The 26,160-nt window shown below is 64.8% G+C and carries 23 protein-coding genes and 1 riboswitch; of the genes, 9 read left to right on the top strand and 14 right to left on the bottom strand.

Features of this window, described 5'->3' with window-relative positions; all coding sequences use genetic code 11:
• Positions 1–18: 18 nt before the first annotated feature.
• From AWB70_RS16595 to AWB70_RS16585, 3 genes are all read right to left on the bottom strand, one after another.
• On the bottom strand, positions 19–795 hold the full coding sequence (locus tag AWB70_RS16595; RefSeq protein ID WP_053570610.1) for an enoyl-CoA hydratase-related protein: 777 nt from the start codon (positions 793–795) through the stop codon (positions 19–21).
• Complete coding sequence (locus AWB70_RS16590; RefSeq protein WP_053570611.1) at positions 792–2,033, bottom strand: CaiB/BaiF CoA transferase family protein; 1,242 nt, start codon at positions 2,031–2,033, stop codon at positions 792–794. The genes AWB70_RS16595 and AWB70_RS16590 overlap by 4 nt, the downstream gene beginning before the upstream one ends.
• 138 nt (positions 2,034–2,171) lie before the next feature.
• Entirely contained in the window at positions 2,172–3,056 is an 885-nt protein-coding gene (locus tag AWB70_RS16585) for a LysR substrate-binding domain-containing protein (RefSeq protein ID WP_053570612.1), read from the bottom strand.
• 222 nt (positions 3,057–3,278) lie between these two features.
• Here AWB70_RS16585 and AWB70_RS16580 point away from each other — a divergent pair, with 222 nt between their 5' ends.
• On the top strand, positions 3,279–4,367 hold the full coding sequence (locus AWB70_RS16580; protein WP_231927905.1) for an MBL fold metallo-hydrolase: 1,089 nt from the start codon (positions 3,279–3,281) through the stop codon (positions 4,365–4,367).
• Between the two features lie 103 nt (positions 4,368–4,470).
• Here AWB70_RS16580 and AWB70_RS16575 read toward each other — a convergent pair whose 3' ends face one another.
• Genes AWB70_RS16575 through AWB70_RS16540 form a run of 8 tightly spaced genes read right to left on the bottom strand, consistent with a single transcriptional unit; the run spans position 4,471 to position 11,796 of the window.
• Positions 4,471–5,385, bottom strand: a complete 915-nt coding sequence (locus AWB70_RS16575; RefSeq protein ID WP_045456545.1) for a LysR family transcriptional regulator — start codon at positions 5,383–5,385, stop codon at positions 4,471–4,473.
• A 9-nt stretch (positions 5,386–5,394) separates the two neighbouring features.
• Positions 5,395–5,730 carry a ferredoxin gene (gene fdxA, locus AWB70_RS16570; protein ID WP_053570613.1) on the bottom strand — a complete coding sequence of 112 codons (336 nt, stop codon included), beginning with the start codon at positions 5,728–5,730 and terminating at the stop codon, positions 5,395–5,397.
• Positions 5,730–6,503, bottom strand: coding sequence for an enoyl-CoA hydratase-related protein (locus tag AWB70_RS16565; protein ID WP_053570614.1), 774 nt, complete (start codon positions 6,501–6,503; stop codon positions 5,730–5,732). Before AWB70_RS16565 ends, fdxA begins: the two co-directional genes overlap by 1 nt.
• Positions 6,500–7,651: a CaiB/BaiF CoA transferase family protein gene (locus AWB70_RS16560; RefSeq protein WP_053570615.1), complete on the bottom strand. Its 1,152-nt coding sequence runs from the start codon at positions 7,649–7,651 to the stop codon at positions 6,500–6,502. Before AWB70_RS16560 ends, AWB70_RS16565 begins: the two co-directional genes overlap by 4 nt.
• Positions 7,652–7,668: 17 nt before the next feature.
• Positions 7,669–9,054 (bottom strand): FAD-dependent oxidoreductase, encoded by a 1,386-nt coding sequence (locus tag AWB70_RS16555; protein ID WP_053570616.1) that lies wholly within the window; start codon positions 9,052–9,054, stop codon positions 7,669–7,671.
• A 37-nt stretch (positions 9,055–9,091) separates the two neighbouring features.
• A complete protein-coding gene (locus tag AWB70_RS16550) occupies positions 9,092–9,931 on the bottom strand; it encodes an ABC transporter permease (RefSeq protein WP_045456542.1) in 840 nt (279 codons plus the stop codon).
• Positions 9,931–10,764: an ABC transporter ATP-binding protein gene (locus tag AWB70_RS16545; protein WP_053570617.1), complete on the bottom strand. Its 834-nt coding sequence runs from the start codon at positions 10,762–10,764 to the stop codon at positions 9,931–9,933. The genes AWB70_RS16550 and AWB70_RS16545 overlap by 1 nt, the downstream gene beginning before the upstream one ends.
• Before the next feature lie 3 nt (positions 10,765–10,767).
• Positions 10,768–11,796, bottom strand: coding sequence for an ABC transporter substrate-binding protein (locus tag AWB70_RS16540; RefSeq protein WP_053570771.1), 1,029 nt, complete (start codon positions 11,794–11,796; stop codon positions 10,768–10,770).
• A gap of 432 nt (positions 11,797–12,228) precedes the next feature.
• Between AWB70_RS16540 and AWB70_RS16535 the strand changes: the two genes are divergently transcribed.
• Positions 12,229–13,356 carry a porin gene (locus AWB70_RS16535; RefSeq protein WP_053570618.1) on the top strand — a complete coding sequence of 376 codons (1,128 nt, stop codon included), beginning with the start codon at positions 12,229–12,231 and terminating at the stop codon, positions 13,354–13,356.
• Between the two features lie 28 nt (positions 13,357–13,384).
• Here the strand turns inward: AWB70_RS16535 and chrA are convergent, their stop codons facing one another.
• The gene (chrA, locus tag AWB70_RS16530) at positions 13,385–14,629 is read right to left on the bottom strand and encodes a chromate efflux transporter (protein ID WP_053570619.1); all 1,245 of its coding nucleotides are present in this window, start codon (positions 14,627–14,629) and stop codon (positions 13,385–13,387) included.
• A gap of 243 nt (positions 14,630–14,872) precedes the next feature.
• A riboswitch (guanidine-I (ykkC/yxkD leader) is annotated at positions 14,873–14,972 on the top strand.
• Positions 14,973–15,030: 58 nt separating this feature from the next.
• On the opposite strand from chrA, the gene AWB70_RS16525 reads away from it, so the two are divergent.
• The 7 genes from AWB70_RS16525 (at position 15,031) to atzF (ending at position 24,707) form a co-directional block, all read left to right on the top strand.
• Complete coding sequence (locus AWB70_RS16525; RefSeq protein ID WP_053570620.1) at positions 15,031–16,098, top strand: putative urea ABC transporter substrate-binding protein; 1,068 nt, start codon at positions 15,031–15,033, stop codon at positions 16,096–16,098.
• Positions 16,099–16,135: 37 nt separating this feature from the next.
• Positions 16,136–16,951 (top strand): ABC transporter permease, encoded by an 816-nt coding sequence (locus AWB70_RS16520; RefSeq protein WP_053570621.1) that lies wholly within the window; start codon positions 16,136–16,138, stop codon positions 16,949–16,951.
• A complete protein-coding gene (locus AWB70_RS16515) occupies positions 16,948–17,739 on the top strand; it encodes an ABC transporter ATP-binding protein (protein WP_053570622.1) in 792 nt (263 codons plus the stop codon). Before AWB70_RS16520 ends, AWB70_RS16515 begins: the two co-directional genes overlap by 4 nt.
• Positions 17,740–17,755: 16 nt before the next feature.
• Positions 17,756–18,460: an urea amidolyase associated protein UAAP1 gene (locus AWB70_RS16510; protein WP_053570623.1), complete on the top strand. Its 705-nt coding sequence runs from the start codon at positions 17,756–17,758 to the stop codon at positions 18,458–18,460.
• A gap of 12 nt (positions 18,461–18,472) precedes the next feature.
• Positions 18,473–19,114 (top strand): urea amidolyase associated protein UAAP2, encoded by a 642-nt coding sequence (locus tag AWB70_RS16505; RefSeq protein WP_053570624.1) that lies wholly within the window; start codon positions 18,473–18,475, stop codon positions 19,112–19,114.
• Between the two features lie 172 nt (positions 19,115–19,286).
• On the top strand, positions 19,287–22,886 hold the full coding sequence (gene uca / locus AWB70_RS16500; RefSeq protein WP_053570625.1) for an urea carboxylase: 3,600 nt from the start codon (positions 19,287–19,289) through the stop codon (positions 22,884–22,886).
• 18 nt (positions 22,887–22,904) lie between these two features.
• The gene (gene atzF / locus AWB70_RS16495) at positions 22,905–24,707 is read left to right on the top strand and encodes an allophanate hydrolase (RefSeq protein WP_053570626.1); all 1,803 of its coding nucleotides are present in this window, start codon (positions 22,905–22,907) and stop codon (positions 24,705–24,707) included.
• A gap of 70 nt (positions 24,708–24,777) precedes the next feature.
• On the opposite strand, the gene AWB70_RS39045 is transcribed toward atzF, so the two are convergent.
• Together AWB70_RS39045 and AWB70_RS16485 are read right to left on the bottom strand one after the other, a co-directional pair.
• The gene (locus tag AWB70_RS39045; protein WP_087086285.1) at positions 24,778–24,939 is read right to left on the bottom strand and encodes a hypothetical protein; all 162 of its coding nucleotides are present in this window, start codon (positions 24,937–24,939) and stop codon (positions 24,778–24,780) included.
• Between the two features lie 35 nt (positions 24,940–24,974).
• Positions 24,975–26,132, bottom strand: a complete 1,158-nt coding sequence (locus tag AWB70_RS16485; protein ID WP_200826425.1) for a DUF4382 domain-containing protein — start codon at positions 26,130–26,132, stop codon at positions 24,975–24,977.
• Between the last annotated feature and the right edge of the window lie 28 nt (positions 26,133–26,160).

Genomic DNA, 26,160 nt, shown 5'->3' with positions numbered 1-26,160 from the left:
CCTGGTTGTTCTCGGGCACTACCGGTTGAGGAACGCGGCCTGACGGCGTTCCAGAAACGCGGCCATGCCTTCTTTCTGATCGGCGAGTGAAAAGCCCGCGTGAAATAGCCTTCGTTCGAATAGAAGCCCTTCGGTGAGCGACGACTCGAACGCGCGATCGACGGCTTCCTTGATCGCGACGATCACCGGCAGCGAATGACGGGCGATCTGTTCTCCGACGCGCATCGCTTCGTCGATCAACCGCTCGCGGGCGACGACCATCGACACGAGTCCGCAGGCCAATGCATCGCTTGCGCCCATCGGCTCGCCGGTGAGACACGCGAGCATCGCGGTCGATTTGCCGGCCGCGCGCGGCAGACGTTGCGTGCCACCCGCGCCCGGGACGATGCCGAGCCTGATCTCGGGCTGGCCGAAGCGCGCGTCGTCGGCGGCGATGACGATGTCGCACATCATCGCGAGCTCGCAGCCGCCGCCGAGCGCATAGCCGCCCACGGCCGCGATCAGCGGCTTGCGAATCGTGCGGATACGGTCCCAGCTACGGCCGATGTAGTCATCGGAAAAGGCGCGCGCGTAATCGAGCTTCGACATCGCGACAATGTCCGCGCCGGCGGCGAAGGCCTTGTCGGATCCCGTCACAACCGTCGCGTGAACCTGCGGGTCGGTTTCATTGCGCAGCAGTTCATCGATCAGCGCGTCCATCAACGCGTCGGTCAGCGGATTGAGCGGGTTATCCGATGCCAGTCGAACGAGCGCGACCTGCCCGCGCCGCTCGCTTCGGATCAGCGCGGCGCTCATGCGATCACCTTGCGGTCGTCGTCGCGGGTCTCGCGCGGCGCGCGGCCCACGCGGATCACGCCCGCATTCAGCAAGCCCGCGATCTCGCTTTCGGTGAAGCCGTATCGCTCCAGCATCGCCAGCGTGTGCTGGCCCGTCAGCGGTGCGGGCAGGTCCGGCGCGGCCGGCCGGTCGGACGGCCCGAGCGCGAAGCCGTGCGTGCGCATCGTGCCCGCGACGGGATGATCGATCGTCCGCGCCAGTCCGCACTCGGCGTACTCCGCCGATTCGACGACATCGCCATAACTTGCGACGGGCGCGCACAGAATGTCCCGCGCCGCGAGCCGTTCCATCCATTCCGCGGTCGTCCGTTCGACGAAGCGCGCGGCGAGCACATGATGCAGCGCCGCGCGATGGCGCACGCGATCGTCGTTGGTGGCGAACCTCGGATCGGCTTCGAGCGCGGGCATTGCCAGCACTTCACATAGCGCGCGCCACCGCTCGGGATGGTAGGCAACGACCATCATCCAGCCGTCTTCCGTGGGGAACGCTTCGTTCGGACACGCATAGGGCGCGGCGCTGCCGGTCTTGTCCGGCTCGCGTCCGGACGCGAAGAACGCGGCGAAGCCGATTTGCTGAAGCATCAGCGTGGCGTTGAAGAGGCTCACGTCGAGATGCTGCCCGGCCCCGCCCGCGCGGACCTGATGCAGCGCGGCAAGAATCGCGATCGACGCGAGATAGCCGCCCATCATGTCGGCGACAGGCGTCGGCACTTTCAGCGGCTCGTCGTTCGCCGTGCCGAGCGTGCTCATCAAGCCGCTCACGGCCTGTATCACGCCATCGACGCCAGGCCGCTTGCGATTCGCGCCGGTCTGCCCGAACGCGGAGATCGAGCAGTAGACGAGCCGTGGATTCAGTTCGCGCAATGCGTCGAAGTCGAGTTCCATCGACGCCATCACGCCCGGACGGAAGTTCTCGACGAGCACGTCCGCCTCGCGCACCATGCGGCGAACGGCCTCGCGCCCGGCGTCGGTTTTCAGATCGATCGCGACGCTGTATTTGTTCCGGTTGACGCCGATGAAGGCCGGGCTTTCGCCGCTGATCCACGGCGGTCCGATACGCCGGCCGATTTCACCATCCGGCGGCTCTATTTTGACGACGTGCGCGCCGAGATCGGCGAGCGTCATCGAGCAGACGGGTCCGGCGAGGACATGCGAGAAATCGATCACCCGCACGCCGTTGAGGCTGTCTCTTGGCATTTGTGATTGTCCTGTCTCCTGACTCGCCACCGCAGCGAATCATGCCGACGAGATTACGTACTCGAAGGCCGTCCGGACAATCGACTATTTAGAAACGAACCGTTGACTTTTTGTTAAAAGGTCGGCGGCTCGCGCACGCTATTCGTTGAGCAGCGTGAGCAGCCAGCGGCGGAAAATTTTCAGCGCATCCGATTGCGGACGCGCCGTGGGCCACGCGAAGTAGTAAGTGTGATGTCCGCGATCGAGCTCGAAAGAAAACGGTGCGACGAGGGCGCCGCTTTCCAGTTCGCCGCGCACCAGCGCCTTTTGCGCGATCGCCACACCGTGCCCTTCGATGGCCGCCTGATACGCGAGCAGCGACGTCTCGTAGCGCATCTCGCGGCGCCGCCCGCTCAACGGAAGGCCCGCTGCCTTGAGCCACAACGTCCAGTCTTCCGGGCGCGCGAGCGTGTGCAAGAGCGTTTCACCCTGCAACTGCGAGCGGGCCTTGACCTGTCTGGACGGGGCCGCGACCGGCACCAGTTCGTTGGCGATCAGACGCTGGACGCGCAGGCCGGGCCACTTGCCGTCGCCCAGCTGGATACCGCCGTCGATGTCCTCGCGCGCGAAATTGAGCGGTGCCGGGGAGGTGGTCAGTTGCACGTCGATGTTTTCGTGCAGCCGATGAAAGCTCGCGAGACGCGGAATCAGCCAGCGCACCGCGAACGTCGCAGGCGAGCGGATCTTGAGCACGCGCGCACGGCGTTCGGGCGAACGCAGGCTGTCGGTCGCTTCGCGCAGCGCTGCGAACAGCGGCATCAATTCCGCCAGATACCGGGCGCCCGCCGATGTCAGTTCCAGCCGCCCTTTCACGCGCTCGAACAGATCGACGCCCAGATACGCTTCGAGCGTGCGGACCTGCCGGCTGACGGCGGCGGGCGTCACGGCCAGTTCGTCGGCGGCCTTGGAGATGCTCAAAAGGCGCCCGGTCGCCTCGAACGCGCGGGTCGGATTCAGCGGGGGAAGGTGTGCGCGACGCTCCATGGCATGTCCGGTAGAAAGCACATTGGGATTGTGACGTATTCGCGATTCTTCCACGACCGGCACATGACAGTCAGGTGGCGTGTCGCCAACACGGCCGTCATCTTCCGCGGCAATGGTGCGAAGCACATAGACACTTCATTAACTCGCGCCTAACATCCGCCCAAAGCTGTCTTGCATCGTCACTTCGATTTTTTCGTCAGTAATCCTTACCGGAGTCACACCATGCAGACAGTGGGTTTTTTACGGACGCTCGCCGCGACCTCCCTTGCCTTCGGCGTTCTCTTGACCGTCACCGCGTGTCATAGCAGCGATGACTCCGGTATGACGCCGGCGAACGCCGCCGACGCACCGCTCGCCAACGACCCGGCCTGTCAGAGCCTCACGCCCGCTTCGCAGGGCGGACCGTTGCCGCAAGGAGATACAGCCGTTCTTCGCTGGCTCGGCACGGCAAACTACGAGCTCGCTTATCACGGTGTCGTCATTATTATGGACACCTATTACGATCGCCCGGCGCGCACGCCGTCCGTGGGCTTCACCGTGTCGCAGGTGACGCGCGCCAATGTGATCCTGATCGGACACGCGCACTCGGATCACATCAGCGACGTGGCCGCGGTGGCCGCTCAGACGAAGGCACAGGTGATCGGCTCGGCGATCACCACGCAGGAGGCACAGGTGCTGGGCGTACCCGCATCGCAGACGGTGACGGTCAAAGGCGACAATACCGAGAAATTCACCTATGGCGATATCACGATCAGTCCGACGCATATCATCCACAGCACGATCGAGGCCGGACTCACGACACAGCTCGCCGCGCTCTACGCACTGGATGCACCGCCCCTCACGGCGGCCGAACAGCAGCAGCACGACGCGGTCGCCGCTCGCGGCTCGAACGATCCGAACATCATCACGCAGGGCACGATGGGCTTCACGTTCACGTTTCCCAACGGCTTTCGCATCGTCTGGTTCGACAGCGTGAGCAACCCGAGTCCGGAAGAGAGTCAACTCGCGCAGATCGTCGCGCCGGGCGTGGATGTCGGCATCTTTCCATGGACGCCGCATCCGATCGCCGAGACGCAGTTGGGCTATACCTTCCAGCACCTGCAACTGTTCAAGCCGAAACTCTACTTGCCCGACCACCACGACGCCATCTGGGGCGCGTGGCTCGACAACGGTCTGTCGCCGCTGTTCATGAAGATTCGTGACCAGCTACCCGGCACGAAGTACGCGGAGCCGTTGTACCGCTCGCCGATATGCGTGCGCACCACCGGCAATAACCGCGACGACTTCTATATGGGTGGAACATCGAGCTGAACAGGCGACCGCGAGCGCGGCGTCGCGGTTCGTTGGCATCGGCGAACGCGCCTGACCCGCGTTCGAGGCAACGCAAGTGCGCCGCTCACGCCGGGTCAGGCACTCAAAACTCCCGCAGCGTCAGCTCGACATGCTTCAGTCTGCGCACGATGCGCTCGACGAACTCGCCCGTCACATGCGGCAGCACACGCTGATTCGGCACGATGATGCCGACGGTCAGTTCGTTGATGTTCTCGTCGTCGATGGGGCGCCACACCACATCGCCGCGTGAAAGCTCGTCGAGGAACGCGAGCTTCGAGAAGAACGATATGCCGCGCCCCGATGCGATCAGGCGCTTGAGCAGCGTCGTCGAGTTGCAGGTGACGCTCGGCTGCAGCGATTCCCAGAAGGCGGGGAAGTCGTTGCTCATGACACCCTGAATGGGCGAGCGGCCTTCGAGACGCAGGAATGCATGATGCCGGCACTCTTCAAACGTGACGCGCTCGCGCCTGGCGAGCGGATGCGACGACGCCATGACGACGCCCGGCGGCAACGGCACTTCGGTCACGACATCGAGTCCGGCGGGCAGCTTCGTGATGTACGTGATGCCGACGTCGTACTCGCCGCTCAGCACGCGCGGCGGCACATCGTGCGGCGGCACGGCGGCGATCGAATACGTGACGGCCGGATACGCGTCCGAAAACTCTTCGACCGTCGCCGGCAGGAAATCGACGAATAGCGAATCCATCGCCACCACCGATACGTGACCCTTGCGCTCGCCCTTCAGTTCGTCGAGCTCGCTGCGCATGAGGTGGAAATCGTTCAGCGTGCCGCGAATGTGCTGCAGCACGCGCTCGCCGGCGGCGTTGAGGCGAATGCCGTTGGGCAGCCGGTCGAACAGCTCGGTGCCCATCTCCGATTCGAGCTTGAGTATTTGCCGGTTCACCGCGCTCGATGCCACATAGAGATTCTGCGCGGCCTTGCGGATCGATCCGCACCGCGCGACCTCGACGAAATACCTCAGAACGTTCGCGTGCATCGCCAGCCCTCAGTCCATGACCCGCACCGGCCACGACGCGACCACGGGATGATCGAAGGCTACCTTGCCGACGTCCGAAGCGCCACCCGGCGAACCGAGCGCGCTCACGCTCGCGTCGAAGAACACGCGGTTCACCGCCGCGAACGCCGCTTCCGCCCGTGGCAACTCCTCCTCGTGATAGATCGCCTCGGTCGGACACACGGAAACGCACACGCCGCAGTTGATGCACTCCTCCGGATGGATGTAGAGCGTGCGCCCCCCTTCGTAGATGCAGTCGACCGGACAGCACTGCACGCACGCGCCGTCCTTCACGTCGATGCACGGCGACCCGATCACGTAAGCCATCAGCGTCCCCTCCATTGCGGCTTGCGCTTTTCCTGGAACGCGCGCACGCCCTCTTGCGCATCCTCGGATTGCAGCGCGCTGACGAGCGCGGGCAGCCTCAGCGCCTGCGCCTCGCTCGCGGAGAGCGTCGAGGTGCGGCGCACGACCTGCTTGACCGCCTGCACCGAGAGCGGCGCACAGGCCAGCACGGCTTCGACCCATCGGTCGACGGCGGCGTCCAGTTCGGCGCGCGGCACGACTTCGTTGACGAGGCCCATCGAAAGCGCATCGCGCGCAGAGATGCGCCGTCCCGTCATCAGCATCGCCATCGCCTGGCGATACGGAATCTGCCGTTGCAGCAGCGTCATGCCGCCGTCGAGCGGCATGCGGCCGACGAGCGCCTCGGGCAAGCCAAAGCTCGCTTCCTCGCACGCGATCACGAGATCGCAGCCGAGCACCATTTCGAAGCCGCCGCCGAGCGCGTAGCCGTTCACGCGGGCGATGACCGGCACGTTCAGCGTCTCGCGCAACGCAATGCCGCCGAAGCCGCCGGGACGCGGCGCGGCCCAGTATTCGAGGCCGCTCATTGAGGGGTTCTTGAGATCCGCGCCGACGCAGAACGCGCGCTCGCCTTCGCCCGTCAGCACGACGACGCGCACGTCGCGGTTATGTTCGAGCTCGGTCCAGATGCGTTGCAGCTCGGCTTCGGTTTGCAGATCGACGGCGTTGAGCGCTTCGGGACGCGCGAGCGTCACGGTCGCGACGTGTCGATCGATGACGAGGCGCACGCTCATACGGCCTCCGTCGTCGTGACGCCGAGAATCTCCGCGGTGTGCTGACCGAGCCGCGGCGGCGCGCGGCGCAGCGTGACCGGCGCGTTCGAGAGCTCGATGGGGCTGCCGATCAGGCGCACCGGCTGCCCTTCCCCGTCGCCTTCGATGACGAGCCGGTTGTGCAGCGTCTGCGGATCGACGAGCGCCTCGCGCAGATCGCGCACCGGCGCGCACAGCAAATCCTGTTCTTCGAGTCGCGCGAGCCAGTACTCGCGGCTGTTGCTCGCGAAACGCTCGACGAATGTGCGCTGCAACTCGGCCTTGTGCGCGAACTGCTGGTTCAGGTTGCAAAAGCGCGGATCGATCGACATGTCTTCGATCTGCAGCGCCGCGCAGATGTCACGCAGCGGGTTCGGCTTGAACGCGCCGACCAGCACGAGCGGGCCCGTCGTCGTCTCGAACACGCCGGACAGCGGCATCGCGGCCCAGTTGACTTCGGAGTCGGCCATCATGATCATCGCGGCTTCCTGCATCTGCATCGCGAGCATCGAGTTGTAGAGCGACACGTTGACCTTCTGCCCCTCGCCCGTGCGCTCCCGGTGCAGGAGCGCGAGCAAAATGCCCTGCACCATGTGCATGCCCGCCGAGTAGTCCGCGAGCGCCGTCGGATAGACGGAGACGGGCAGCGAGTCGTCGGCGCGGCGCGCCATCACGCCGCTCATCGCCTGCGCGAGCACGTCCTGGCCACCCTTGTGCGCATAGGGGCCCGTCTCGCCGAAGCCCGTGCCGACCGCATAGATGATGCGCGGATTCAGCGCGCGGCAGTCTTCATAGCCGAGGCCGAGACGATCCATCACACCCGCGCGGAAATTGTTCACGACGACATCGGCGTCCGCGATCAATGCCTTCAGCGCGTCCAGCTGCGATGCATCGCGCAGATCCAGCGCGACGCTGCGCTTGTTGCGGTTCAGGCTGCAGAAGATAGGGTTGTCCGCGCCCGCGACCGGCTCGAAGGTCGAGCGGCTCAGATCGCCCGCGCCGTGGCGCTCGACCTTGACGACATCGGCGCCGTAGTCGGCGAGCATCTGCGTGCAGACGGGGCCCATCATCACCTGCGTGAGGTCGATCACGCGCACGCCCGTGAGGGGAAGATCGTGCTGCTTCTTCATGTTGTTCTCCACATGGCTCATGCTGCTTCCCTCGCATCGACATGCACGGCAAGCGGCGGAATGTCCGCATTGCGTCCGCTCTGGTCGCCGGGGTCCGCGCCCTGCGCGCGCAGCGTTTTCTGCAGCGCGGGCACATCGACGTCGCGTACCGTGACGCCCGCGTTCAGCGCGAGCGCCGCCGCGACGCCCGCGGCTTCGCCCATCGCCATGCAGGGCGGAATCTCGCGCGACATCTTCTGCGCCTGCGAGGTCGCCGAGTAGTGACGGCCCGCGACGAGCAGGTTGTCGATCTCCTTCGGCAGCAGTACGCGATACGGCATGTAGTAGTCGCGGCCGCGCGCGATGCTGTCGGTGAAGCGCGTGCGTTGCGCGAGGTCTTCCTTCGTCATCACGTATTCGCCTTGCAGCAGGCGCGTCTGGCGCACGCCGGTCTGCGGCGCGACATCGATCACATAGCACTGCTCGAAGCCCGGCAATTTCTCGCGCGCGAACTCGACGACCGCATGAATGTGCTTGCGGCCCTGCATTTCGGCGCGCGTGAGGTCCTCGGGATTGAGACCGTCGAGACCCGCCATGTGCGGGCAGTTGCACCACACGACGCCCGGCAGCGGCGTCTTCAGCCACCAGTAGCCCCACGAGCCGCCGAGAATCCGCTTGATCTGGCGATCGAGCGCCGCGAACGCTTCCGGCTCCTGCTCTTCGAAGCGTTCGGCCGCATCCGTGTCGACGCCGCCGAGACGGAACACCGTCGTCGTGATGTAGCTGCCGCCCACATGCGGCACGCCTGCCGATGCGGCGACATCGAGATCGCCGGTCGCATCGATAACGACATCGGCCAGAATCGCCTCGCGCCCGTTCTTCGTCTCGCAGATGACGCCCTTGACACGGCCGTCCTCCACGAGCGTGCGCGAGAACCACGAATGCAGCCGCAGCTTGACGCCGAGCGACTCGACCATTTCGAGCGCGACGCGCTTCATCGCATCGGGATCGAAGGCCGCCGCGAAGCACACCGGATGCGGGTTCTTCTGGCTATGGAAATCGAACGTGCCCCAGCGTCCCCACTGCCGGTACGCCGCCGGGTCTTCGCCCCACTCGTGCGAGCGCGGGAAGGTGGCGAGCTTGCGCGCCGCCATGCGCTCGATGAAGGTCATGCAAGTGCCGCGCACCGAAATCTCTTGCAGATGGTTGTCCCACATGTCGTCGAGCACGAGCACCATGCCGCCCGATGCAAGACCGCCCAGATGGTTGTAGCGTTCGAGCAGAATCACTTCCGCCCCGTTGCGCGCCGCCGCGAGCGCCGCCGACAATCCCGCCGGGCCGCCGCCCACCACGACGACGTTCGCCTGCGCCGCCACGCGCACGTCGCGTGCGGGTTCCTGAATCCAGTCGCTGATCATGTTCATTTCGTCTCCAGTGTTGATGTTTCGTGTCGCGCGGGATTCAGCGGACGCCTTCCGGCTGCCACTTGACGAGCCAGCGCTCGAGTGCCGCGATCACGAGGAAAAAGAAGCCCGAGAGGACGGCGCTCATGATGATCGCCGTGTAGAGCAGCGCCGAGTCGAAGGCGTAGGTCGCCTGGATGATCATCGCGCCGATGCCTTCGGTCGCACCGATCCACTCGCCCACCACCGCGCCGATCACCGACATCGACGCCGCGATGCGCAGCGCGGAGAACAGATACGGCAGCGATGCATAGAGGCGCAGCTTGAAGAAGATTTCGCGCTTGCTCGCGGAGAGCACGTGCATCAGTTCCATCGCCTGCGGGTTGACGGCTTCAAGGCCGCGCACCATGTTCACGAGCGTCGGGAAGAAGCAGACAATCGCCGCGATGGTGATCTTCGGCTCCAGTCCGTTGCCCATGATGAGCACGAGAATCGGCGCTTTCGCGACCACCGGGATCGAGTTGATCATCACCGCGACCGGGTAGAAGATGTCCTGCAGCGTCTTGTTGTGCACGAAGATCGTCGCGAGCACGATGGCCGCGAGATTGCCGAGCAGAAAGCCGAGCGAGGCTTCGATGGCGGTCGGCACGAGGTTCTGCAGCAGCACGTCGCTCTTGGCGAAGAGCGTCTCGAACACGAGCGCCGGCGATGGCGCGATGAACGGCTTCACATGAAAGCCCGCGACGATCGCCCACCACGCGAAGATCAGGCTCGCGACACCCAGCGCGGGCAGCATGCGCGCACGCCACATCTGCTGGCGGCGGCGCGCGCGCCACGCGAGCGATTCCTCGTCCGGCATGCTGGCCGGCACATTCAGGTTCATTTCGGAGGTAGCCATCAGCAGGTCTCCAGTACGCGACGCAGGCGCGCGGTGAGTTCGACGAATTCGCGCGTCTCGCGGATATCGAGCGTGCGGTCTTCCGGGAGGTCCACGGGGATGATCTCCTTCACGCGCCCCGGATTGGCGGCGAGCATCAGCACGCGCTGGCCGAGGAACGCGGCTTCATAGATGCTGTGGGTGACGAAGAGCGTCGTCAGGCCAAGTTCCTTCCAGACGCGGCGCAGTTCTTCGTTGAGCCGGTCGCGCGTGATTTCATCGAGCGCGCCGAAGGGCTCGTCCATCAGCAGCACTTTCGGATCGCAGACGAGCGCGCGCGCAATCGCGACGCGCTGGCGCATGCCGCCCGACATCTCGTGCGGAAACGCGTCCTCGCGGCCCTTCAGACCGACAAGCTCCAGCAGTTCGCGCGGCGTGGCGCGTCCGGCGCGCGCCCTGCCGTTCGCGACTTCGAGCGGCAACGCGACGTTCTCGATCGCGGTGCGCCACGGCAGCAGCGCCGCGTCCTGAAACACGAAGCCGATATCGCGCCGTTCGCGCGCGGCCTGCGGCGCGGAACCGAGCACGTTGATGCTGCCGCGGCTCGGCTTGACGAGATCGGCGACCACGCGCAGGAATGTGGACTTGCCGCAGCCCGACGGCCCGAGCAGCGTGAGGAACTCGCCCGACGCGATATCGAGGCTCAGTCCTTCGATCGCGGTGACGCTGCGGCGGTCCGTGAAAAAGCGCACGTTGATATCGCGGCAACTGACCGCGCAATCGATGCCTTGCGGCAACGCGAAGTGCGAGCTTCCCCGCTCCGCGCGCGGCGGATTCAAAGTGGCAGCATGCATGGGTTACACCTTCAGGCGAGAGGAATGGGTGGCCTTGAGCACGTCGAGCGTCATGACGTCATCGACTTTCGGTTGCGCCGCGCGGAACTGGCCGAGCTGGCCATACATCGCGATCTGCTCTTCCCAGACGGCCGCGTCCATCGCGCCCCAGCCTTGCGTCTGCGTGGTCTGGTCGAATGCGTAATGCATCAGCGAGTCGATGGCGACGCGCTCGTCCGCGCGGTTCAGGTTCGGATAGTCCTTCACGAGCATGTCGATGGCCTGATCGCGGTTCTGGTTGGCATACATCCAGCCGCGCGCGGTGGCGCGCAGGAAGCCCTGAACCGTTTCCGGATGCTCTTTCAGCATGGACGTGGTCGCGTAATACGGCAGCGCGTAGAGACGCACGCCGGTGTCCCACAGGCGCAGATCGACGCGGTCCGCGCCGAGCGGCTTGAGCGCCGTGGTGTTGGTCTGCCAGCCGGTGACGGCATCGACCTGTCCGGCGACGAGTGGCATCATGTCCGCGCCGATCGGCACGATCTTCACCTGATTCTCGGGAATCTTGTGCTTCGCGAGCAGCGCGCGCAGCAGGACCATGCCCGTCGACTGAATGCCGATGCGCTTGCCGATCATGTCCTGCGGCGAGCGGATCGGCGCCTTCTTCAGCGAGAAGAACGTATACGGATGCTGTTGCAGCCCGACCGCGATGCACTTGATGGGCAGCCCTTCCGACACCGCCAGCATGATCGACGGACTCGACGAAATCTCGCCGGTCTGGAATCGCCCCGACGCGACGATCGCAACGCCGTCGATGTTCGGGCCGCCCGGCTGGATGTGAAAGTCGATGCCTTCCTTTTCGTAATAGCCGAGGCGCTTCGCCACCACTTCACCGACCTGATTGCCGCCCGGCACCCAGCCGAGCTGCATGTTCACGGTCGCGAGGCCGCCGGCGAACGCGCGCACCGACAGCAGGCCGCCGCCCGCCGCGAGCGCGCCTGCAGTCAGCGTGCGCAGCGCGCGCCGTCGTCCTGCGTCTTCGATCATTGCCATCTTCGTCTCCGGTGTGTCCTGCATGGGCTCCCCTTTTCAACCGTCTTTCGACGGCCGGGTGATGCCGAGTGAGGCCATTGTCAGCAGCCAAAAGTGTCCCCGCATAGCATCATTTTTTGCGCTGAGTGATGCCGAAATTAGATCGGGGTGGGTAAACCCGCGACGCGGACGGCGGTGAAAAGCGTACGCAATGCGTGCAGCCACGGCTGGCATGCGCGCTAATAATTCGCTCGCTGGTGGCCAAATTCGGTGCTATCCGGCGCGTTTTTTGTTCCGCAAGAATCTGTCGCATCCGGGGCGAATCGCTGTTTCGCCGATGCATGCGGGCATCAGGCGGAATGCGATCGACAGCGAGCGTGGGCGTCCACGCCGCTTGATTCGTCGTCCTATCGATCCAGACTTCTCCCTTCCAGCACATACAACAGGAAAGCCATGAAACGACGTTTGTTGGTCATCGCCGCAAGCGCGCTGTGCGTTCAGAGCGCGTTCGCCCAGAGCAGCGTGACGCTCTATGGGCTGGTTTCAACGGGCATCGTCTATGCGAACAACCAGCGCGGCGCGGACAAACAGGGCCATTCGACCTGGCAATTCGCGAGCGGGCCGATGCAGACGCCGCGCTGGGGCATGAAGGGCACGGAGGATCTGGGCGGCGGCGTGAAGGCCATCTTCACGCTGGAAAGCGGCTACAACATCGGCAACGGCACGCTGTCGCAGGGCGGACGCGAGTTCGGTCGGCAGGCGTTCGTCGGGCTGTCGTCGAATACGCTCGGCACAATCACGTTCGGGCGTCAGTACGACGAGGCGGTCACGCTGTGCGTGTTCGAATCGGCGTGCCAGTTCGCGGCGTACGGCGCGCATATCGGCGACAGCGACAACGTGTTCGACACCTTCCGCATCAACAATGCGGTCCAGTACAAGACGATCGACTACAACGGCTTCCAGGCGGAAGCGCTGTACGGCTTCTCGAACAAGGCGGGCGGCTTCTCCGACAACAATGCCTATAGCGCGGGGGCGCAGTATCGACGAGGCCCGCTGACGCTCGGCGCGGCGTTCCTGCTCGTCAACGAACCGAACGACGCGAACAATCAGAACGGCGCGGTAGTCGGCGACTACGGCTTCACGTCGCCCTTCATCACCAATCCGGCGACGGGCTCGGGCGTGCGCCGCCAGATGATGTACGGCGCAGGCGGCGCGTATGCGTTCGGCAGCGCGAGCGCCTCGTTCCTGTACACGAATGCGCGCTTCGACTATCTCGACGAATCGCGGCTGACGCTGCAGAACTTCGAAGTCTCGCTGACGGACTATGTCTTGCCCGACCTGCTGCTGGGCGCGGCGTATATCTACACGACCGGCCAGTACCATCCGCAGGACGTGTCGCCCGCGTGGCATCAGGTGAATGCGGGCCTGAACTACTTCCTCAGCAAGCGGACGGACCTCTTTCTCGTCGGCATCTATCAGCATGCGGCGAAAGACGCGCCGTATGCGCAGATCTATACGCTGTCGCCATCGACGACGAAGACGCAAGTCTCCGCCGTCGCTGGTTTGAGGCACCGGTGGTAGGGGTGAACGTACTTCGTGCTGGCCATCGCTAGCCTGCTTTCGTGACGATGGCCTGCGTGACACCCGCCAATGCGCAGATCATGACGACCACGAGTGGCGGCATCTTCCAGCGCGTCAACAACAATAGACCGATCGTCGCGATGGCGAAGTCGATCTCCGTGCGGACGGCGCTGGTCCACACGGGCGAGTAGAGCGCTGCCGCCAGCAGTCCGACAACCGCTGCGTTCACGCCGGAAAGGACGGCGACCATCGACGGCCGTGCTCGCAGCGCTTGCCAGTACGGTAGCGCCGCAAGAACGAGCAGCAGCCCCGGCAGAAAGATGCCCACGGTGGCAAGAAGCGCCCCCGCCCAGTGATGCGGCGTGTCCGCCATCATCCAGCCGAGAAAGGCGGCGAATGTGAACAGCGGGCCGGGAACGGCCTGCGCGGCGCCGTAACCCGCGAGAAAGTCATTCGACGAGACCCAGCCTGTTGCGACCGTCTGCTGTTGCAGGAGCGGCAGAACGACATGGCCGCCGCCGAAGACCAGTGCGCCGGCCCGATAGAAGCCCGCGAAAACGCTGACGGCATGCTGAGCGCCCGAGTTCGCCAGCACCGGAAGCCCGACGAGCAGTACGCAGAACAGCAGAAGCGCCATGGCTCCAGCTATGCGCGAAACGCGAAATTCATGAGCGTGTCGACTTACGCCGGCCGTGCCTGCCGATGCCGTGGTCCGGCAAAGAACGAAGCCGAGCACTGCGCCGAAGGCGATCACGATGAGTTGCGCGTACACGGTCGTCAGGAGACTGAGGACAGCGAGCGCGGCAAGGGCGATGAAGGCGCGGCGGCGATCGGGGCAGAGGCGCCGCGCCATGTCCCACACGGCTTGGGCCACGACCGCGACGGCCACGAGTTTGAGGCCATGAATCAAGCCCGCGCCGGCGGGTCCGCCAAGGCGCGGTGCGATGGCCGCGAAAGCGAGCAACAGCAAGACAGAGGGCAGCGTGAACCCGCACCAGGCGGCAAGTCCGCCGAGCCACCCGGCCCTGAGCAGGCCGATGGAGAATCCAACCTGGCTGCTGGCGGGTCCGGGAAGAAACTGACACAGCCCGACCAGGTCCGTGAACGTCTCGTCGTCGAGCCATCGGCGGCGCTCGACGAACTCCCGGCGAAAGTAGCCGATGTGGGCAATGGGGCCGCCGAAACACGTCAATCCCAGCCTGAGAAAGACCCCAAGAACTTGAAGTGCAGTGCTGCTTCTGGCCGGGATCGATGATGTCATGCCGGTTTCCATACAGTCTTCGAATGACCTCGCGTCCGCCGCAACGGGTGGACATCGCCAAAGCTCAGGATTCTACCGGCGCGCAAACGCTCGAACGCGGTGCAGCGCGGCAAGCTTGGAGTGCACGCGTTCACCGCCACAGGGCACGCAACGCCCCACATTGCGCGCGGACACGCTGATTCCATCGCTGGCACGCTTCCCGCTTTGATACGTCTGCACGGAGCCGGCGCATCATCCGGTTCATCAAACAATCTGGCAATGGACGGCTAGGGTTCCGATCTGCTTCCCGCAGATGCTGGTCCGAGAGCTGTCGACCTCAGGCGAGGTTACACGGCGGGATAAAAGCCCGGGAGAGAACGCGATGTTTGCGCTGCTCCCTGCCGTCGTCAACCGTCTCCTTCGAGGTCAACCTCATGCGCAAGCTCGCTCGCTGTCTTGGCATCGCCGCCGTCTTCCTCGCCTTCGCTTCCGGCGCCGCGTCCGCCGCGCCTCGCAACGACTTCAAGGTCTGCTGGACCATTTACGCAGGCTGGATGCCGTGGGGCGAAGCGAAGACGCAAGGCATCGTTTCCAAGTGGGCGAAGAAGTACGGCATCAATATCGATGTCGTGCAGTTGAACGACTACGTCGAGTCGATCAATCAATACACGGCAGGCAAGTTCGACGGCTGCGCCATGACCAACATGGACGCGCTCACCATTCCGGCATCGGGCGGCGTGGACTCGACGGCGCTCATCGTCAGCGACTATTCGAACGGCAACGACGGCGTGCTGATGAAGGGCAAAGGCAAGCAGATCGCCGATCTGAAAGGCCAGCAAATCAATCTCGTCCAGTTCTCCGTCTCGCATTACCTGCTCGTTCGCGCCCTCGAAAGCGCGCACATGAGCGAGCGCGATCTCAAGGTCGTCAATACGTCCGATGCCGATATCTCCGGCGCATTCGCCACGCCCGCGGTGCACAACACCGTCACATGGAACCCGATGCTCGCCGATCTCAAGGTGCGCCCGAACGTCACCGAAGTTTTCGACTCCAGCAAGATTCCCGGCGAGATCATGGACATGATGGTCGTCAACACGAAGACGCTGAAGGAGAACCCGGCGCTCGGCAAGGCCCTCACCGGCGCGTGGTTCGAGATGGTCGCGCTGATGCACGGCGATTCGACGCAAACCACGGGCGCACTGACGTCGATGGCGAAGGCGTCCGGCACCGATCTCGCCAACTTCAAGGGCCAGCTCTCGACGACCGCCCTCTTCTACACGCCGAAGGCCGCGCTCGATTTCGTCACCAGCCCGGACATGCCGAAGATCATGACGCGCGTCGCGAAGTTCTCGTTCGATCACGGCCTGCTCGGACAGGACGCGAAAAGCGCGGATGCCGTCGGCATGGCGTTCGACAAGGGCGTCGTGATCGGCAACAAGGGCAACGTGAAATTGCGCTTCGATCCGACCTACGTCGACATGGCGGCGTCCGGCAAGCTCTGAATCCGAGAACACACGCGCTAGATACGAGGCGGTCATCATGCGACTCATCAATCGACATCCGAGCAGGACCGGCGGCCTGATGCTGCTTCTGCTGCCGTTCGTGGTGTTGCTCGCGGTCTATTTCACCGGCTCGTCGATGCGGCTCGCGCTCAACCCCGACGACAAGCTGCTGCCGAGCGCCGCGCAAATGAGCGACGCGATGCGCTCGGCCGCGTTCACCGAAGACCGGCGCACCGGCGACTATCTGTTGTGGGCCGATACCGTGTCGAGCTTGCGGCGGCTCGGCATCGGGCTCGCCGTGAGCGCGGCGATCGCGCTCGTCGCCGCCATCGCCACGGGATCGTTGCCGCTCGTGAGCGCGACGCTGTCGCCCTTCATCACCGTCATGTCGATGGTGCCGCCGCTCGCCGTACTGCCGATTCTGTTCATCGTCTTCGGCCTGGACGAGCTGTCGAAGGTCGTGCTTATCGTGGTCGGCATCACGCCGATGATCATCCGCGACCTGCACGCCCGCGCCGGCGAGATTCCCGCCGAATTGTGGGTGAAAGCGCAAACGCTCGGCGCGACGAGCTGGACGCTGATCCTGCGTCTCGTGCTGCCGCAACTGCTGCCGCGCCTGCTCGTCGCGCTGCGTCTGTCGCTCGGCGCGGCCTGGCTCTTTCTCATCGCGGCGGAAGCGATCGCATCGACCGACGGGCTCGGCTATCGCATCTTCCTCGTGCGGCGTTATCTGTCGATGGATCTGATCCTTCCGTACGTCGCATGGATCACGCTGCTCGCGTGGCTCACCGACGAACTGCTGCGACGTATCACGCAGTGGTGCTTTCCGTGGTACGGCGGAGGCGCGCGATGATCGAAGTGCGCAATCTGTGGAAGCAGTACGGCGATCAGGTCGTGCTCGAACGCCTGAATCTCTCGGTGAAAGAAGGCGAATTCTGTTCGATGGTCGGCGCCTCCGGCTGCGGCAAGTCGACGTTTCTGCGTCTTCTGCTCGGTCAGGAACGCGCGACGCGCGGCGAGATCCTGCTCGACGGCGCGGCGCTTCCCGCCGAACCGGACGCGCATCGCGGCGTCGTGTTTCAGCGCTACTCCGTGTTCGATCATCTGAGCGTGCTGCGCAACGTGATGCTCGGTCTCGAATTGCCGCGTGCGAAATTCACCGGACGCCTGTTCGGCGCGCGACGCCGCGCGGCACGCGACGAAGCCGCCGCGATGCTCGAACGCGTCGGCCTCGGCGCCTCGTTGAACAAGTATCCGCAGCAACTCTCGGGCGGCATGCAGCAACGGCTCGCCATCGCGCAGGCACTCATGATGAAGCCGCGCGTGCTGCTGCTCGACGAACCGTTCGGCGCGCTCGATCCCGGCATCCGCAAGGACATGCACCTGCTGCTGTCGGACCTGTGGCGCGAATCGAAACTCACCATCTTCATGGTCACGCACGACCTCAAGGAAGGCTTCACGCTGGGCAGCCGCGTGCTCGTCTTCGACAAGGTGCGCGTCGATCCGCAGGCGCCGGGCGCATACGGCGCACGCATCACCTACGACATTCCGCTCGACCGGTCGCGCGCGTCCGCGTCGGCGGTGCATATGGCACAGGCCGCCGTGCAGGGCGCATCCAGCATCGAACTGGTCTCCGACTGAAAGGAAGCTCAATCCCATGACATTGCTACTCGAAGAAGCCGTTCCCGGCGGCGGTCATACGTCGCTCATCGTCAAACGCGGGCAGTCGCTGCGCATTACCGACTTGCGCGGCGGCGCGAATGTCAGCGTGATGATGGTCAACGCCGCCGAGAAAAGCGAACGTCTGAACCTGCCGGATTCGCTGAAGTGCCAGCACACCGCGAAGCTCACCGCCGGCCATTGCCTCTATTCCGACATGGGCCGCGTGCTGGCCGCGATCGTCGCGGATACCTGCGGCTGGCATGACAGCATCGGTGGCGTGTCGAACGCGCAGGAAGTGTTCGAACGATACGGCGCGGGCCGCTATCAGGAACTGCGCAACGCGTTTTATCGCAACGGCACGGACAACCTGCTCGTCGAAATGAGCAAGTGGGGACTCACGGTTTCCGATCTGATGATGACGCTCAATCTCTTCAGCCGTGTCGATGTGACCGATGAAGGCGCGCTCGCCTTCGTGCCCGGCAATTCGAAAGCCGGCGACACGGTCGAGCTGTATGCGCCGATGAACACGCTCGTCGTGCTCACGGCGATCCAGCATCCGCTCGACCCGAACCCCGAATACGCACCGAAACCCGTCCAGCTCGAATTGCGCGAGTCGGGTTCCGAAGTGGCCGAGATGTGCCGCACCGCATGCGAGGAAAACGTGCGCGGTTTCATCAACACGGAACGATTCTTTCTTTGAGCGAAACCCGACATGACGAACATGCTTACCGTCAGCGAGAAACATCCCGACAACGCGATTCATCGCGAAACGCTCGCCGCGGGCGAACCGTGGCTGCATGAAGTGAAGGCCGGACAAACGTTGCGCATCGTCGATCTCGAAGGCAATCAGGCCGTCGATACGCTGTTCTACCGCCTCGACGATCCGCGCGAACGCTTCGACCCGCAGCGCACGTTGCGCCGGCAGCAAAGCCTGTATCTGACGACGGGTTCGGTGCTGTACTCGAACCTCGGCAATCCGATGCTGACCATCGTCGCCGATACGTGCGGCCGTCACGACACGCTCGGTGGCGCATGTGCGCAGGAAAGCAACACCGTGCGCTATGCGCTCGAGAAGCGCTATATGCATAGCTGCCGCGACAACTTCCTGCGCGCGTGCGCGCACGACGGGCGGCTGTCGAAGCGCGACATCGGCGCGAACGTCAACTTCTTCATGAACGTGCCGGTGACGGCCACAGGCGGTCTCACGTTCGAGGACGGCATTTCCGCGCCGGGCAAGTATGTCGAGCTGCGCGCGGAGATGGACGTCATCGTGCTGATTTCGAACTGCCCGCAGCTGAACAATCCGTGCAACGCGTACAACCCGACTCCGGCGGAGCTGATCATATGGAACTGACGCGCGTGCGCCGCTGGATATACCGCGTGATGCTCGTGCGCTCGGGACGCTGCTGCACGCTCACGCGCGATCGCCTGAACGAGAGCTATCGCTGATCCGAATGCAGCCGCGGACGACCGCGGCTCGCCATGCCCACGGCGGGACGGCCCGCCTCCGAATCACCCATCCTGCCATGTTCGAGAAGATCCTGATTGCCAATCGCGGCGCGATCGCGTGCCGCATACTCAGAACCTTGCGCGTGCTCGACGTCACCGGCGTCGCCGTGTACGCCGAAGCCGACCGCGCGAGCCGTCACGTCAGCGAAGCATCGATCGCGCATGCGCTCGGCGACGGCCCCGCATCGACGACCTATCTCGACACGGCGAAGATTCTCGATATCGCGCGCCGCGAAGGCGTGCAGGCGATTCATCCGGGATACGGCTTCCTGTCGGAAAACGCCGCGTTCGGCGAAGCGTGCGAAGCGGCGGGGATCGCGTTCATCGGACCGACGCCCGCGCAATTGCGTGCGTTCGGCCTGAAGCACACCGCGCGCGAGATCGCAGCGCAACAGGGTGTGCCGATGCTCGAAGGCACCGGCCTGCTCGACGGCGTGCAGGCCGCGCTCGACGCCGCGCAGTCGATCACCTATCCGGTGATGCTCAAGAGCACGGCGGGCGGCGGGGGCATCGGCATGCGCGTGTGCTGGAACGCCGATGAACTCGCCACGCATTTCGACGCCGTCAGGCGGCTCGGCGAAAACAACTTCAGCGATGCGGGCGTTTTTCTGGAGAAGTACATCGAACGGGCGCGACATCTGGAAGTTCAGGTATTCGGCGACGGACAAGGCGACGCGATCGCGCTCGGCGTGCGCGACTGCTCGGTGCAGCGGCGCAATCAGAAAGTGCTGGAGGAAACGCCTGCGCCCGCGCTGCCGGAAGGTATCCCGCAGGCGCTCTGCGATGCGGCGATCCGGCTCGCGAAAGCCGTCGATTACCGCTCGGCGGGCACCGTCGAATTCGTGTACGACAGCGCGGCGCAACGCTTCTATTTTCTCGAAGTGAACACGCGCCTGCAGGTCGAGCACGGCGTCACGGAACAGGTCTGGAACGTCGATCTGGTTCGCTGGATGATCGAACTCGCCGCTGGAACGCTGCCGCCGCTGCCGGCGCTCGCGGCCGGGCTCACGCCGCGCGGCCACGCGATCCAGGCGCGCCTCTATGCGGAAGATCCGGGCCGCGACTTCAAGCCCAGCCCCGGCCTGCTGACCGACGTCGCGTTTCCGCAGGCGGACGGCCACGCGCTGCGCATCGACACGTGGATCGAGGCCGGCTGCGAAGTGCCGCCTTACTTCGATCCGATGCTCGCGAAGATCATCGCCTGGTCGCCGACGCGCGACGAAGCGCGCCATGCGCTCGACGCCGCGCTCGCGAACACGCGCCTGTATGGCGTGGAGACGAATCGCGATTATCTGAAACAGATTCTCGCCGACGCGCCGTTCGCATCCGGCGAGCCGTGGACGCGCTGTCTCGAAGGGCTGAAGTACCGCGCGAGCACGGTCGAGGTCGTGAGCGGCGGCACGCAGACGACCGTGCAGGACTATCCGGGACGACTCGGGTACTGGGCCGTCGGCATTCCGCCATCGGGACCGATGGACGATCGCGCGATGCGCCTCGGCAATCGCCTGCTCGGCAACGCCGCCGACGCCGCCGCGCTCGAAGTGACGATGAGCGGACCCACGCTGCGCTTCAACACCGATGCGGTCATCGCCGTCACCGGCGCCGATATTCCGATCCTGCTCAACGACATCGCGCAGCCCATGCACACGAGCCTTCACGTTGCGGCCGGTTCGACGCTCGCGCTCGGCACGATACGCGGCGCGGGCGCGCGCGCCTATCTCTGCGTGCGCGGCGGCCTCGATGTCGCGTGCTATCTCGGCAGCCGCAGCACGTTCACGCTCGGCCAGTTCGGCGGGCATGGCGGGCGCGCCATCCGCGCGGGCGATGTCCTGCATCTGTATCCGCTCGACGACGCACGCGCCGGCGCGGCGCTCGACAACGTGCCGACGCTCGAACACGTCCGTACGATTCGCGTCGTCTACGGTCCGCATGGCGCACCCGAGTATTTCAGCAACCGGTATATCGAGCGCTTTCTCGATACGGAATGGGAGATTCACTTCAACTCGAGCCGTACCGGCGTGCGGCTCATCGGTCCGAAGCCGGAATGGGCGCGCGAGGACGGCGGAGAAGCGGGCCTGCATCCGTCGAACATTCACGACAATCCGTACGCCGTCGGCGCGATCGACTTCACGGGCGACATGCCGGTGATACTCGGGCCCGACGGACCGAGCCTCGGCGGCTTCGTGTGTCCGGTGACGATCATCGAGGCGGACCTGTGGCATATCGGCCAGTTGAAGGCGGGCGACAAGGTCCGCTTCGTGCCGGTACGGATCGATGAAGCGCGGGAAGCCGCGCGCAGGCGTCATCGTGAAATCGACACGCTCGAGATCGAGCCGCACGCGATCGCCGAACGCCGCGCGGCGCTCACCTCGCCCATCGTGCTCGACACCGGCGCGGATCACGAAAGACTCGTCGCGCGCGTGTCGGGCGATACGCATCTGCTGCTCGAAATCGGTCCGGCGGAACTCGATCTCGTGTCGCGGTTTCGTGGTCATGCGCTGATGCAGTCGCTCGAAGCCAGGGCGCTCGCTGGCGTGATCGATCTGACACCCGGCATTCGTTCGCTGCAGGTGCACTATCGGCCCGACGATCTGCCGCTCGCGCGCCTGCTCGAGATCGTCGCGGAAACATGGCAGGACGTGCTGCTGCAAAACGATCTGCGCGTGCCGTCGCGCGTGGTGCATCTGCCGCTTTCGTGGGACGACCCGGCCTGCCGGCTCGCGATCGAGAAATACATGACCACCGTGCGCCGCGATGCGCCGTGGTGCCCGAGCAATCTGGAATTCATTCGCCGCATCAACGATCTCGATTCCATCGACGCCGTCAGGAACGTCGTTTTCGATGCGAGCTATCTCGTGATGGGTCTGGGCGATGTCTATCTCGGCGCGCCGGTCGCGACGCCGCTCGATCCGCGTCATCGTCTCGTAACGACGAAGTACAACCCGGCGCGCACCTGGACCGCGGAGAACTCGGTGGGCATCGGCGGCGCGTATCTGTGCGTGTACGGCATGGAAGGGCCGGGCGGATACCAGTTCATCGGCCGGACCTTGCAGATGTGGAATCGCTATCGCGAAGTGGCGGATTTCGGCGGCCAGCCCTACCTTCTGCGCTTCTTCGATCAGATCCGCTTCTTCGAAGTCTCCGCCGATGAGCTCATGCGCATCCGCGCGGACTTTCCGCTCGGGCGCTATCCGCTGCGTATCGACGATGCCGAGTTGTCGCTGCCGGACTATCAGGCGTTTCTGGCGCGTGAATCGTCGAGCATCGATGCGTTCCGCGCGCGTCAGCAGTCGGCGTTTCAGGCCGAACGCGAGCGCTGGCGCGAAGCGGGCGCGTCCGAGGAATCGATCGATGTGACCGTCGCCGAGGAGATCGAACTGGCGTCGCTGAAAGACGGCGAAATCGCGGTCGATAGCGAGATTGCGGGCAGCCTGTGGCAAGTGAAAGCCGCCCCCGGCGACAGGGTCGCGGCGGGCGACGTGCTGCTCGTCATCGAATCGATGAAGATGGAGATCTCCGTTTGCGCGCCGTGCGCCGGGACCGTCGGCGCCATCCACGTCGCGCCGGGGTCGTCGGTGCGCGCGGGACAGCGCGTTGCGGTCATCGAACGTCAATAAACTATCGGATAAAAAGCTATGTCGTCATTCGATCTGCGTCTTCCGACGCTGCGCCGCGCCTATCTCGATGGAACGCTCACGCCGCGCGAACTGATCGCCGGCTTGCGTGAAAAAGCCGCCGCGCTCGATCCCGAGTTTCATCTGTTCGTCCATCTTCTGACGGAAGAGGAAGTCGCGCCCTTCCTGAACCGGCTCGACGAACACGATGTCGCGAGCCTGCCGCTCTACGGCATTCCGTTCGCGATCAAGGACAACATCGACCTTGCGGGCATCGAGACGACCGCCGCCTGCCCCGCGTTCGCGTACACGCCGACGGAATCGGCGACGCTCGTCGCACGGTTGATCGCGCTCGGCGCGATACCGCTCGGCAAGACCAATCTCGATCAGTTCGCGACCGGCCTCAACGGCACGCGCTCGCCTTACGGCAAGTGCCGCAACAGTGTGCATCCCGACTATCCGTCGGGCGGATCGAGCGCCGGTTCGTCGCTTGCGGTCGCGCTGGGCGTCGCCAGCTTCGCGCTCGGCACCGACACGGCCGGTTCGGGCCGCGTGCCTGCCGCGCTGAACAATCTCGTCGGATTGAAGCCGACGAAGGGCGTGCTCTCGACCGCTGGCGTCGTGCCGGCCTGCCGCACGCTCGATTGCGTGACGTTCTTCACGGCGACGGCCACGGAAGCGAGCGAGCTTCTCGCGCTCACCGCGCAAGCCGATCCGCGCGACCCGTACAGCCGCGGCAATCCGCAATGGAACGGCGCGCGCGCATTCGGCGCGCCTGCCGCGTTTCGCTTCGGCGTGCCCGCGCAACTCGAATTCGACGGATGCACCGAAAGCCCCACGCTCTTCGCCAAGGCTCGCGCGATGCTGGAAGCCGCCGGCGGCGAGGCTGTCGAGATCGATTTCGCGCCTTTCGTCGAAGCGGCGCGCCTGCTCTATCAGGGACCGTGGGTGGCGGAGCGCTACAGCGTGACCGAGGAACTCATCACCACGCAGCCCGACGCCGTGCTGCCCGTAATCCGCGATGTGCTCGCGAAAGCGCCGGGCGCCACCGCGGTCGAGCTGTTTCGCGCGCAATACCGTCTCCAGGCGCTGAAGGCCGTCTGCGATGCGGCGCTCGATACGCTTGACTTCGTGCTGACACCGACCTACCCGCGTCCCGTGACGCTCGCCGAACTGGAACGCGATCCGATCGGGCCGAACTCGCTGCTCGGCTACTACACCAACTTCATGAACCTGCTGGACTATGCGGCGGTCGCCGCGCCCACCGGCTTCATGAAAAACGGCCTGCCGTGCGGCGTGACCGTCTTCGGGCGCGCCTTCACCGATCAATATCTGCTCGGCATCGCCGATGTGCTTCAGCGCGCGAGCGGCATCGCATGCGTCGGCGATAACGCAATCGATGCGGGCGCGCGAGGCGTCGCGAGCAACGATCGCATGCAGCTGGCGGTATGCGGCGCGCATATGGAACGCTTGCCGTTGAATCGCGATTTGCTCAGCCGGAACGCGCGTCTCGTGCGGGCGACGCGCACCGCGCCGTCCTATCGGCTGTGCGCCTTGCCGGCATCGGCGGACGGCACGCGGCGTCCCGGCCTGTGGCGTGTCGATTCCGGTGGCGCCGAGATCGCGATCGAGGTCTGGGAGATGCCCAGCTCGGAATTCGGCTCGTTCATCGCCACCGTGCCGTCTCCGCTCGCGTTGGGGAAGATCGAACTCGGGGACGGCTCGTGGATCACCGGCTTTCTGTGCGAACCCTACGGCGTGCAGTCCGGAGAGGACATCTCCGCGTTGGGCGGATGGCGCGCGTGGCTGGCGAAAGCGGCGTAGCCTGTGCTTACGCCGTCATGAGGAAATCAGCCGCAAATTGCGGCTGTTTCCTCCCCGGCAGCAGCCCCGGCTAGCAATTACCCTTCTTTCCCTGGCCCGGCGGACAAAACCCATTGCCCGGGCCGCCTTGCGGCTTACCCACAACCGGCGGCGCATCGGGAACGTAGACCGCGCAGCCACTGGTCATGGCGGCGACGAGGAGCGGAATGACGAGGAGCACAGCCTTCTTCATGATGTTCTCGATAAGTAGGGAAAGGATTGCGCTTCTCAGAAGCCGAAGTCGACGTTGCTCTGGCTCGTCGCGGCATTGACCGGCGTCGAACGCGTCGCGCCCGATGCGGCGTCCGCTTCCAGTGTGTATTGGCCGGCTACAGCAGGCACCGCCGCGAAACCAAGCGGCAGCGCGCCCGTGTAAGTGCTGACCAACGGCGCGGCCGCAGGTAAGGCCATCTGATAGGCGCCGGTGTCGAGATTCGCGTTGACGGACGCGATTTCATACGGGCTTGCACCGATCGTCTGTAACGCGCGCACGGAAGCATCCGCGTTCGCCGTTACGGTGCCGCTCGTCGTGCTCATGGACGACGCGGGCAGTGCAATGGGTGCGTCGGATGTCGACACTGCGGTGTTCGTGTTGACCACGACGGGAACAGAACGCACGACGCCCGAGGCGACGTTGTTCTGAACGATGACGACATCGTAGTTGCCTTGCGTGGTGCTTTGAATGAGCGGCGAAAGGACGAACTTGCCAGTGCTGTCGGCAAGCGTACCCTTGACGACCTTCCCGTTCTGTTCGGCAAAGACCGTCGCGCCAGCTTGCCCGCGCGCAACATACCCCGAGATTTGCCCGCTCACCGTCGTGGGTGTGGCGGTCACGACGGGTTTCAGCGCATAAGAGCCGTTGCCCCGTGTCACGACCGACTTGCAGGCATTGAAATCGAGCACGAGGTCAACGAGCGTGTTCGGTTGCACCGTGAAGGGCTGAATGATCTTGTAGCCGCTTTGCGTGGCGCTGGGCGTATCGAGGGGCACTTCCTTGCCGCCGTTGGGCACCACGGAATTGGCGAGCGTGTTGCCCGAGTTCGAGGCGAGCAACAGACGCACCTGCTGGTACTGACCGGCTGGCAGCGCGGTTTGACCGAGGTCGGCAAGCACGCCGTTCGTCAACGAAAGGAGATCGATTTTCTGCGGGGAGGGCAAGACGATGCTGGTCCAGCCGGCATCACTGTCGCCCGCCTGCGAATTGGCGTTGACACGCACCTGCGATACGGTGACGTAGACGTGTTCGAAGCCGCACGACGGTGCGTCGGTCATCGACACATGCAGCGTGCCGTTCGGTGTACTCGGACTACTATCGCCCCCGCCACCGCCGCATGCAGCGAGAAGGACAGGCATAGCCAACGTCAGGATCTTCCAGTATTTCCTCACCATCGTCGCACCATTCTTTGTGATGTTT

This window comes from Caballeronia cordobensis, assembly GCF_001544575.2.
Lineage (GTDB): Bacteria > Pseudomonadota > Gammaproteobacteria > Burkholderiales > Burkholderiaceae > Caballeronia > Caballeronia cordobensis.
The sequence above is the reverse complement of the archived record's forward strand: the minus strand, read 5'-3'. Positions and strand labels throughout refer to the sequence as shown.

Excerpts from the sequence above, each read along its gene's own strand:
- AWB70_RS16595 (WP_053570610.1), bottom strand. The coding sequence starts at position 795 with ATGAGCGCCGCGCTGATCCGAAGCGAGCGGCGCGGGCAGGTCGCGCTC.
- AWB70_RS16590 (WP_053570611.1), bottom strand. The coding sequence starts at position 2,033 with ATGCCAAGAGACAGCCTCAACGGCGTGCGGGTGATCGATTTCTCGCAT.
- AWB70_RS16585 (WP_053570612.1), bottom strand. The coding sequence starts at position 3,056 with ATGGAGCGTCGCGCACACCTTCCCCCGCTGAATCCGACCCGCGCGTTC.
- AWB70_RS16580 (WP_231927905.1), top strand. The coding sequence starts at position 3,279 with ATGCAGACAGTGGGTTTTTTACGGACGCTCGCCGCGACCTCCCTTGCC.
- AWB70_RS16575 (WP_045456545.1), bottom strand. The coding sequence starts at position 5,385 with ATGCACGCGAACGTTCTGAGGTATTTCGTCGAGGTCGCGCGGTGCGGA.
- fdxA (WP_053570613.1), bottom strand. The coding sequence starts at position 5,730 with ATGGCTTACGTGATCGGGTCGCCGTGCATCGACGTGAAGGACGGCGCG.
- AWB70_RS16565 (WP_053570614.1), bottom strand. The coding sequence starts at position 6,503 with ATGAGCGTGCGCCTCGTCATCGATCGACACGTCGCGACCGTGACGCTC.
- AWB70_RS16560 (WP_053570615.1), bottom strand. The coding sequence starts at position 7,651 with ATGAAGAAGCAGCACGATCTTCCCCTCACGGGCGTGCGCGTGATCGAC.
- AWB70_RS16555 (WP_053570616.1), bottom strand. The coding sequence starts at position 9,054 with ATGAACATGATCAGCGACTGGATTCAGGAACCCGCACGCGACGTGCGC.
- AWB70_RS16550 (WP_045456542.1), bottom strand. The coding sequence starts at position 9,931 with ATGGCTACCTCCGAAATGAACCTGAATGTGCCGGCCAGCATGCCGGAC.
- AWB70_RS16545 (WP_053570617.1), bottom strand. The coding sequence starts at position 10,764 with ATGCATGCTGCCACTTTGAATCCGCCGCGCGCGGAGCGGGGAAGCTCG.
- AWB70_RS16540 (WP_053570771.1), bottom strand. The coding sequence starts at position 11,796 with ATGGCAATGATCGAAGACGCAGGACGACGGCGCGCGCTGCGCACGCTG.
- AWB70_RS16535 (WP_053570618.1), top strand. The coding sequence starts at position 12,229 with ATGAAACGACGTTTGTTGGTCATCGCCGCAAGCGCGCTGTGCGTTCAG.
- chrA (WP_053570619.1), bottom strand. The coding sequence starts at position 14,629 with ATGGAAACCGGCATGACATCATCGATCCCGGCCAGAAGCAGCACTGCA.
- AWB70_RS16525 (WP_053570620.1), top strand. The coding sequence starts at position 15,031 with ATGCGCAAGCTCGCTCGCTGTCTTGGCATCGCCGCCGTCTTCCTCGCC.
- AWB70_RS16520 (WP_053570621.1), top strand. The coding sequence starts at position 16,136 with ATGCGACTCATCAATCGACATCCGAGCAGGACCGGCGGCCTGATGCTG.
- AWB70_RS16515 (WP_053570622.1), top strand. The coding sequence starts at position 16,948 with ATGATCGAAGTGCGCAATCTGTGGAAGCAGTACGGCGATCAGGTCGTG.
- AWB70_RS16510 (WP_053570623.1), top strand. The coding sequence starts at position 17,756 with ATGACATTGCTACTCGAAGAAGCCGTTCCCGGCGGCGGTCATACGTCG.
- AWB70_RS16505 (WP_053570624.1), top strand. The coding sequence starts at position 18,473 with ATGACGAACATGCTTACCGTCAGCGAGAAACATCCCGACAACGCGATT.
- uca (WP_053570625.1), top strand. The coding sequence starts at position 19,287 with ATGTTCGAGAAGATCCTGATTGCCAATCGCGGCGCGATCGCGTGCCGC.
- atzF (WP_053570626.1), top strand. The coding sequence starts at position 22,905 with ATGTCGTCATTCGATCTGCGTCTTCCGACGCTGCGCCGCGCCTATCTC.
- AWB70_RS39045 (WP_087086285.1), bottom strand. The coding sequence starts at position 24,939 with ATGAAGAAGGCTGTGCTCCTCGTCATTCCGCTCCTCGTCGCCGCCATG.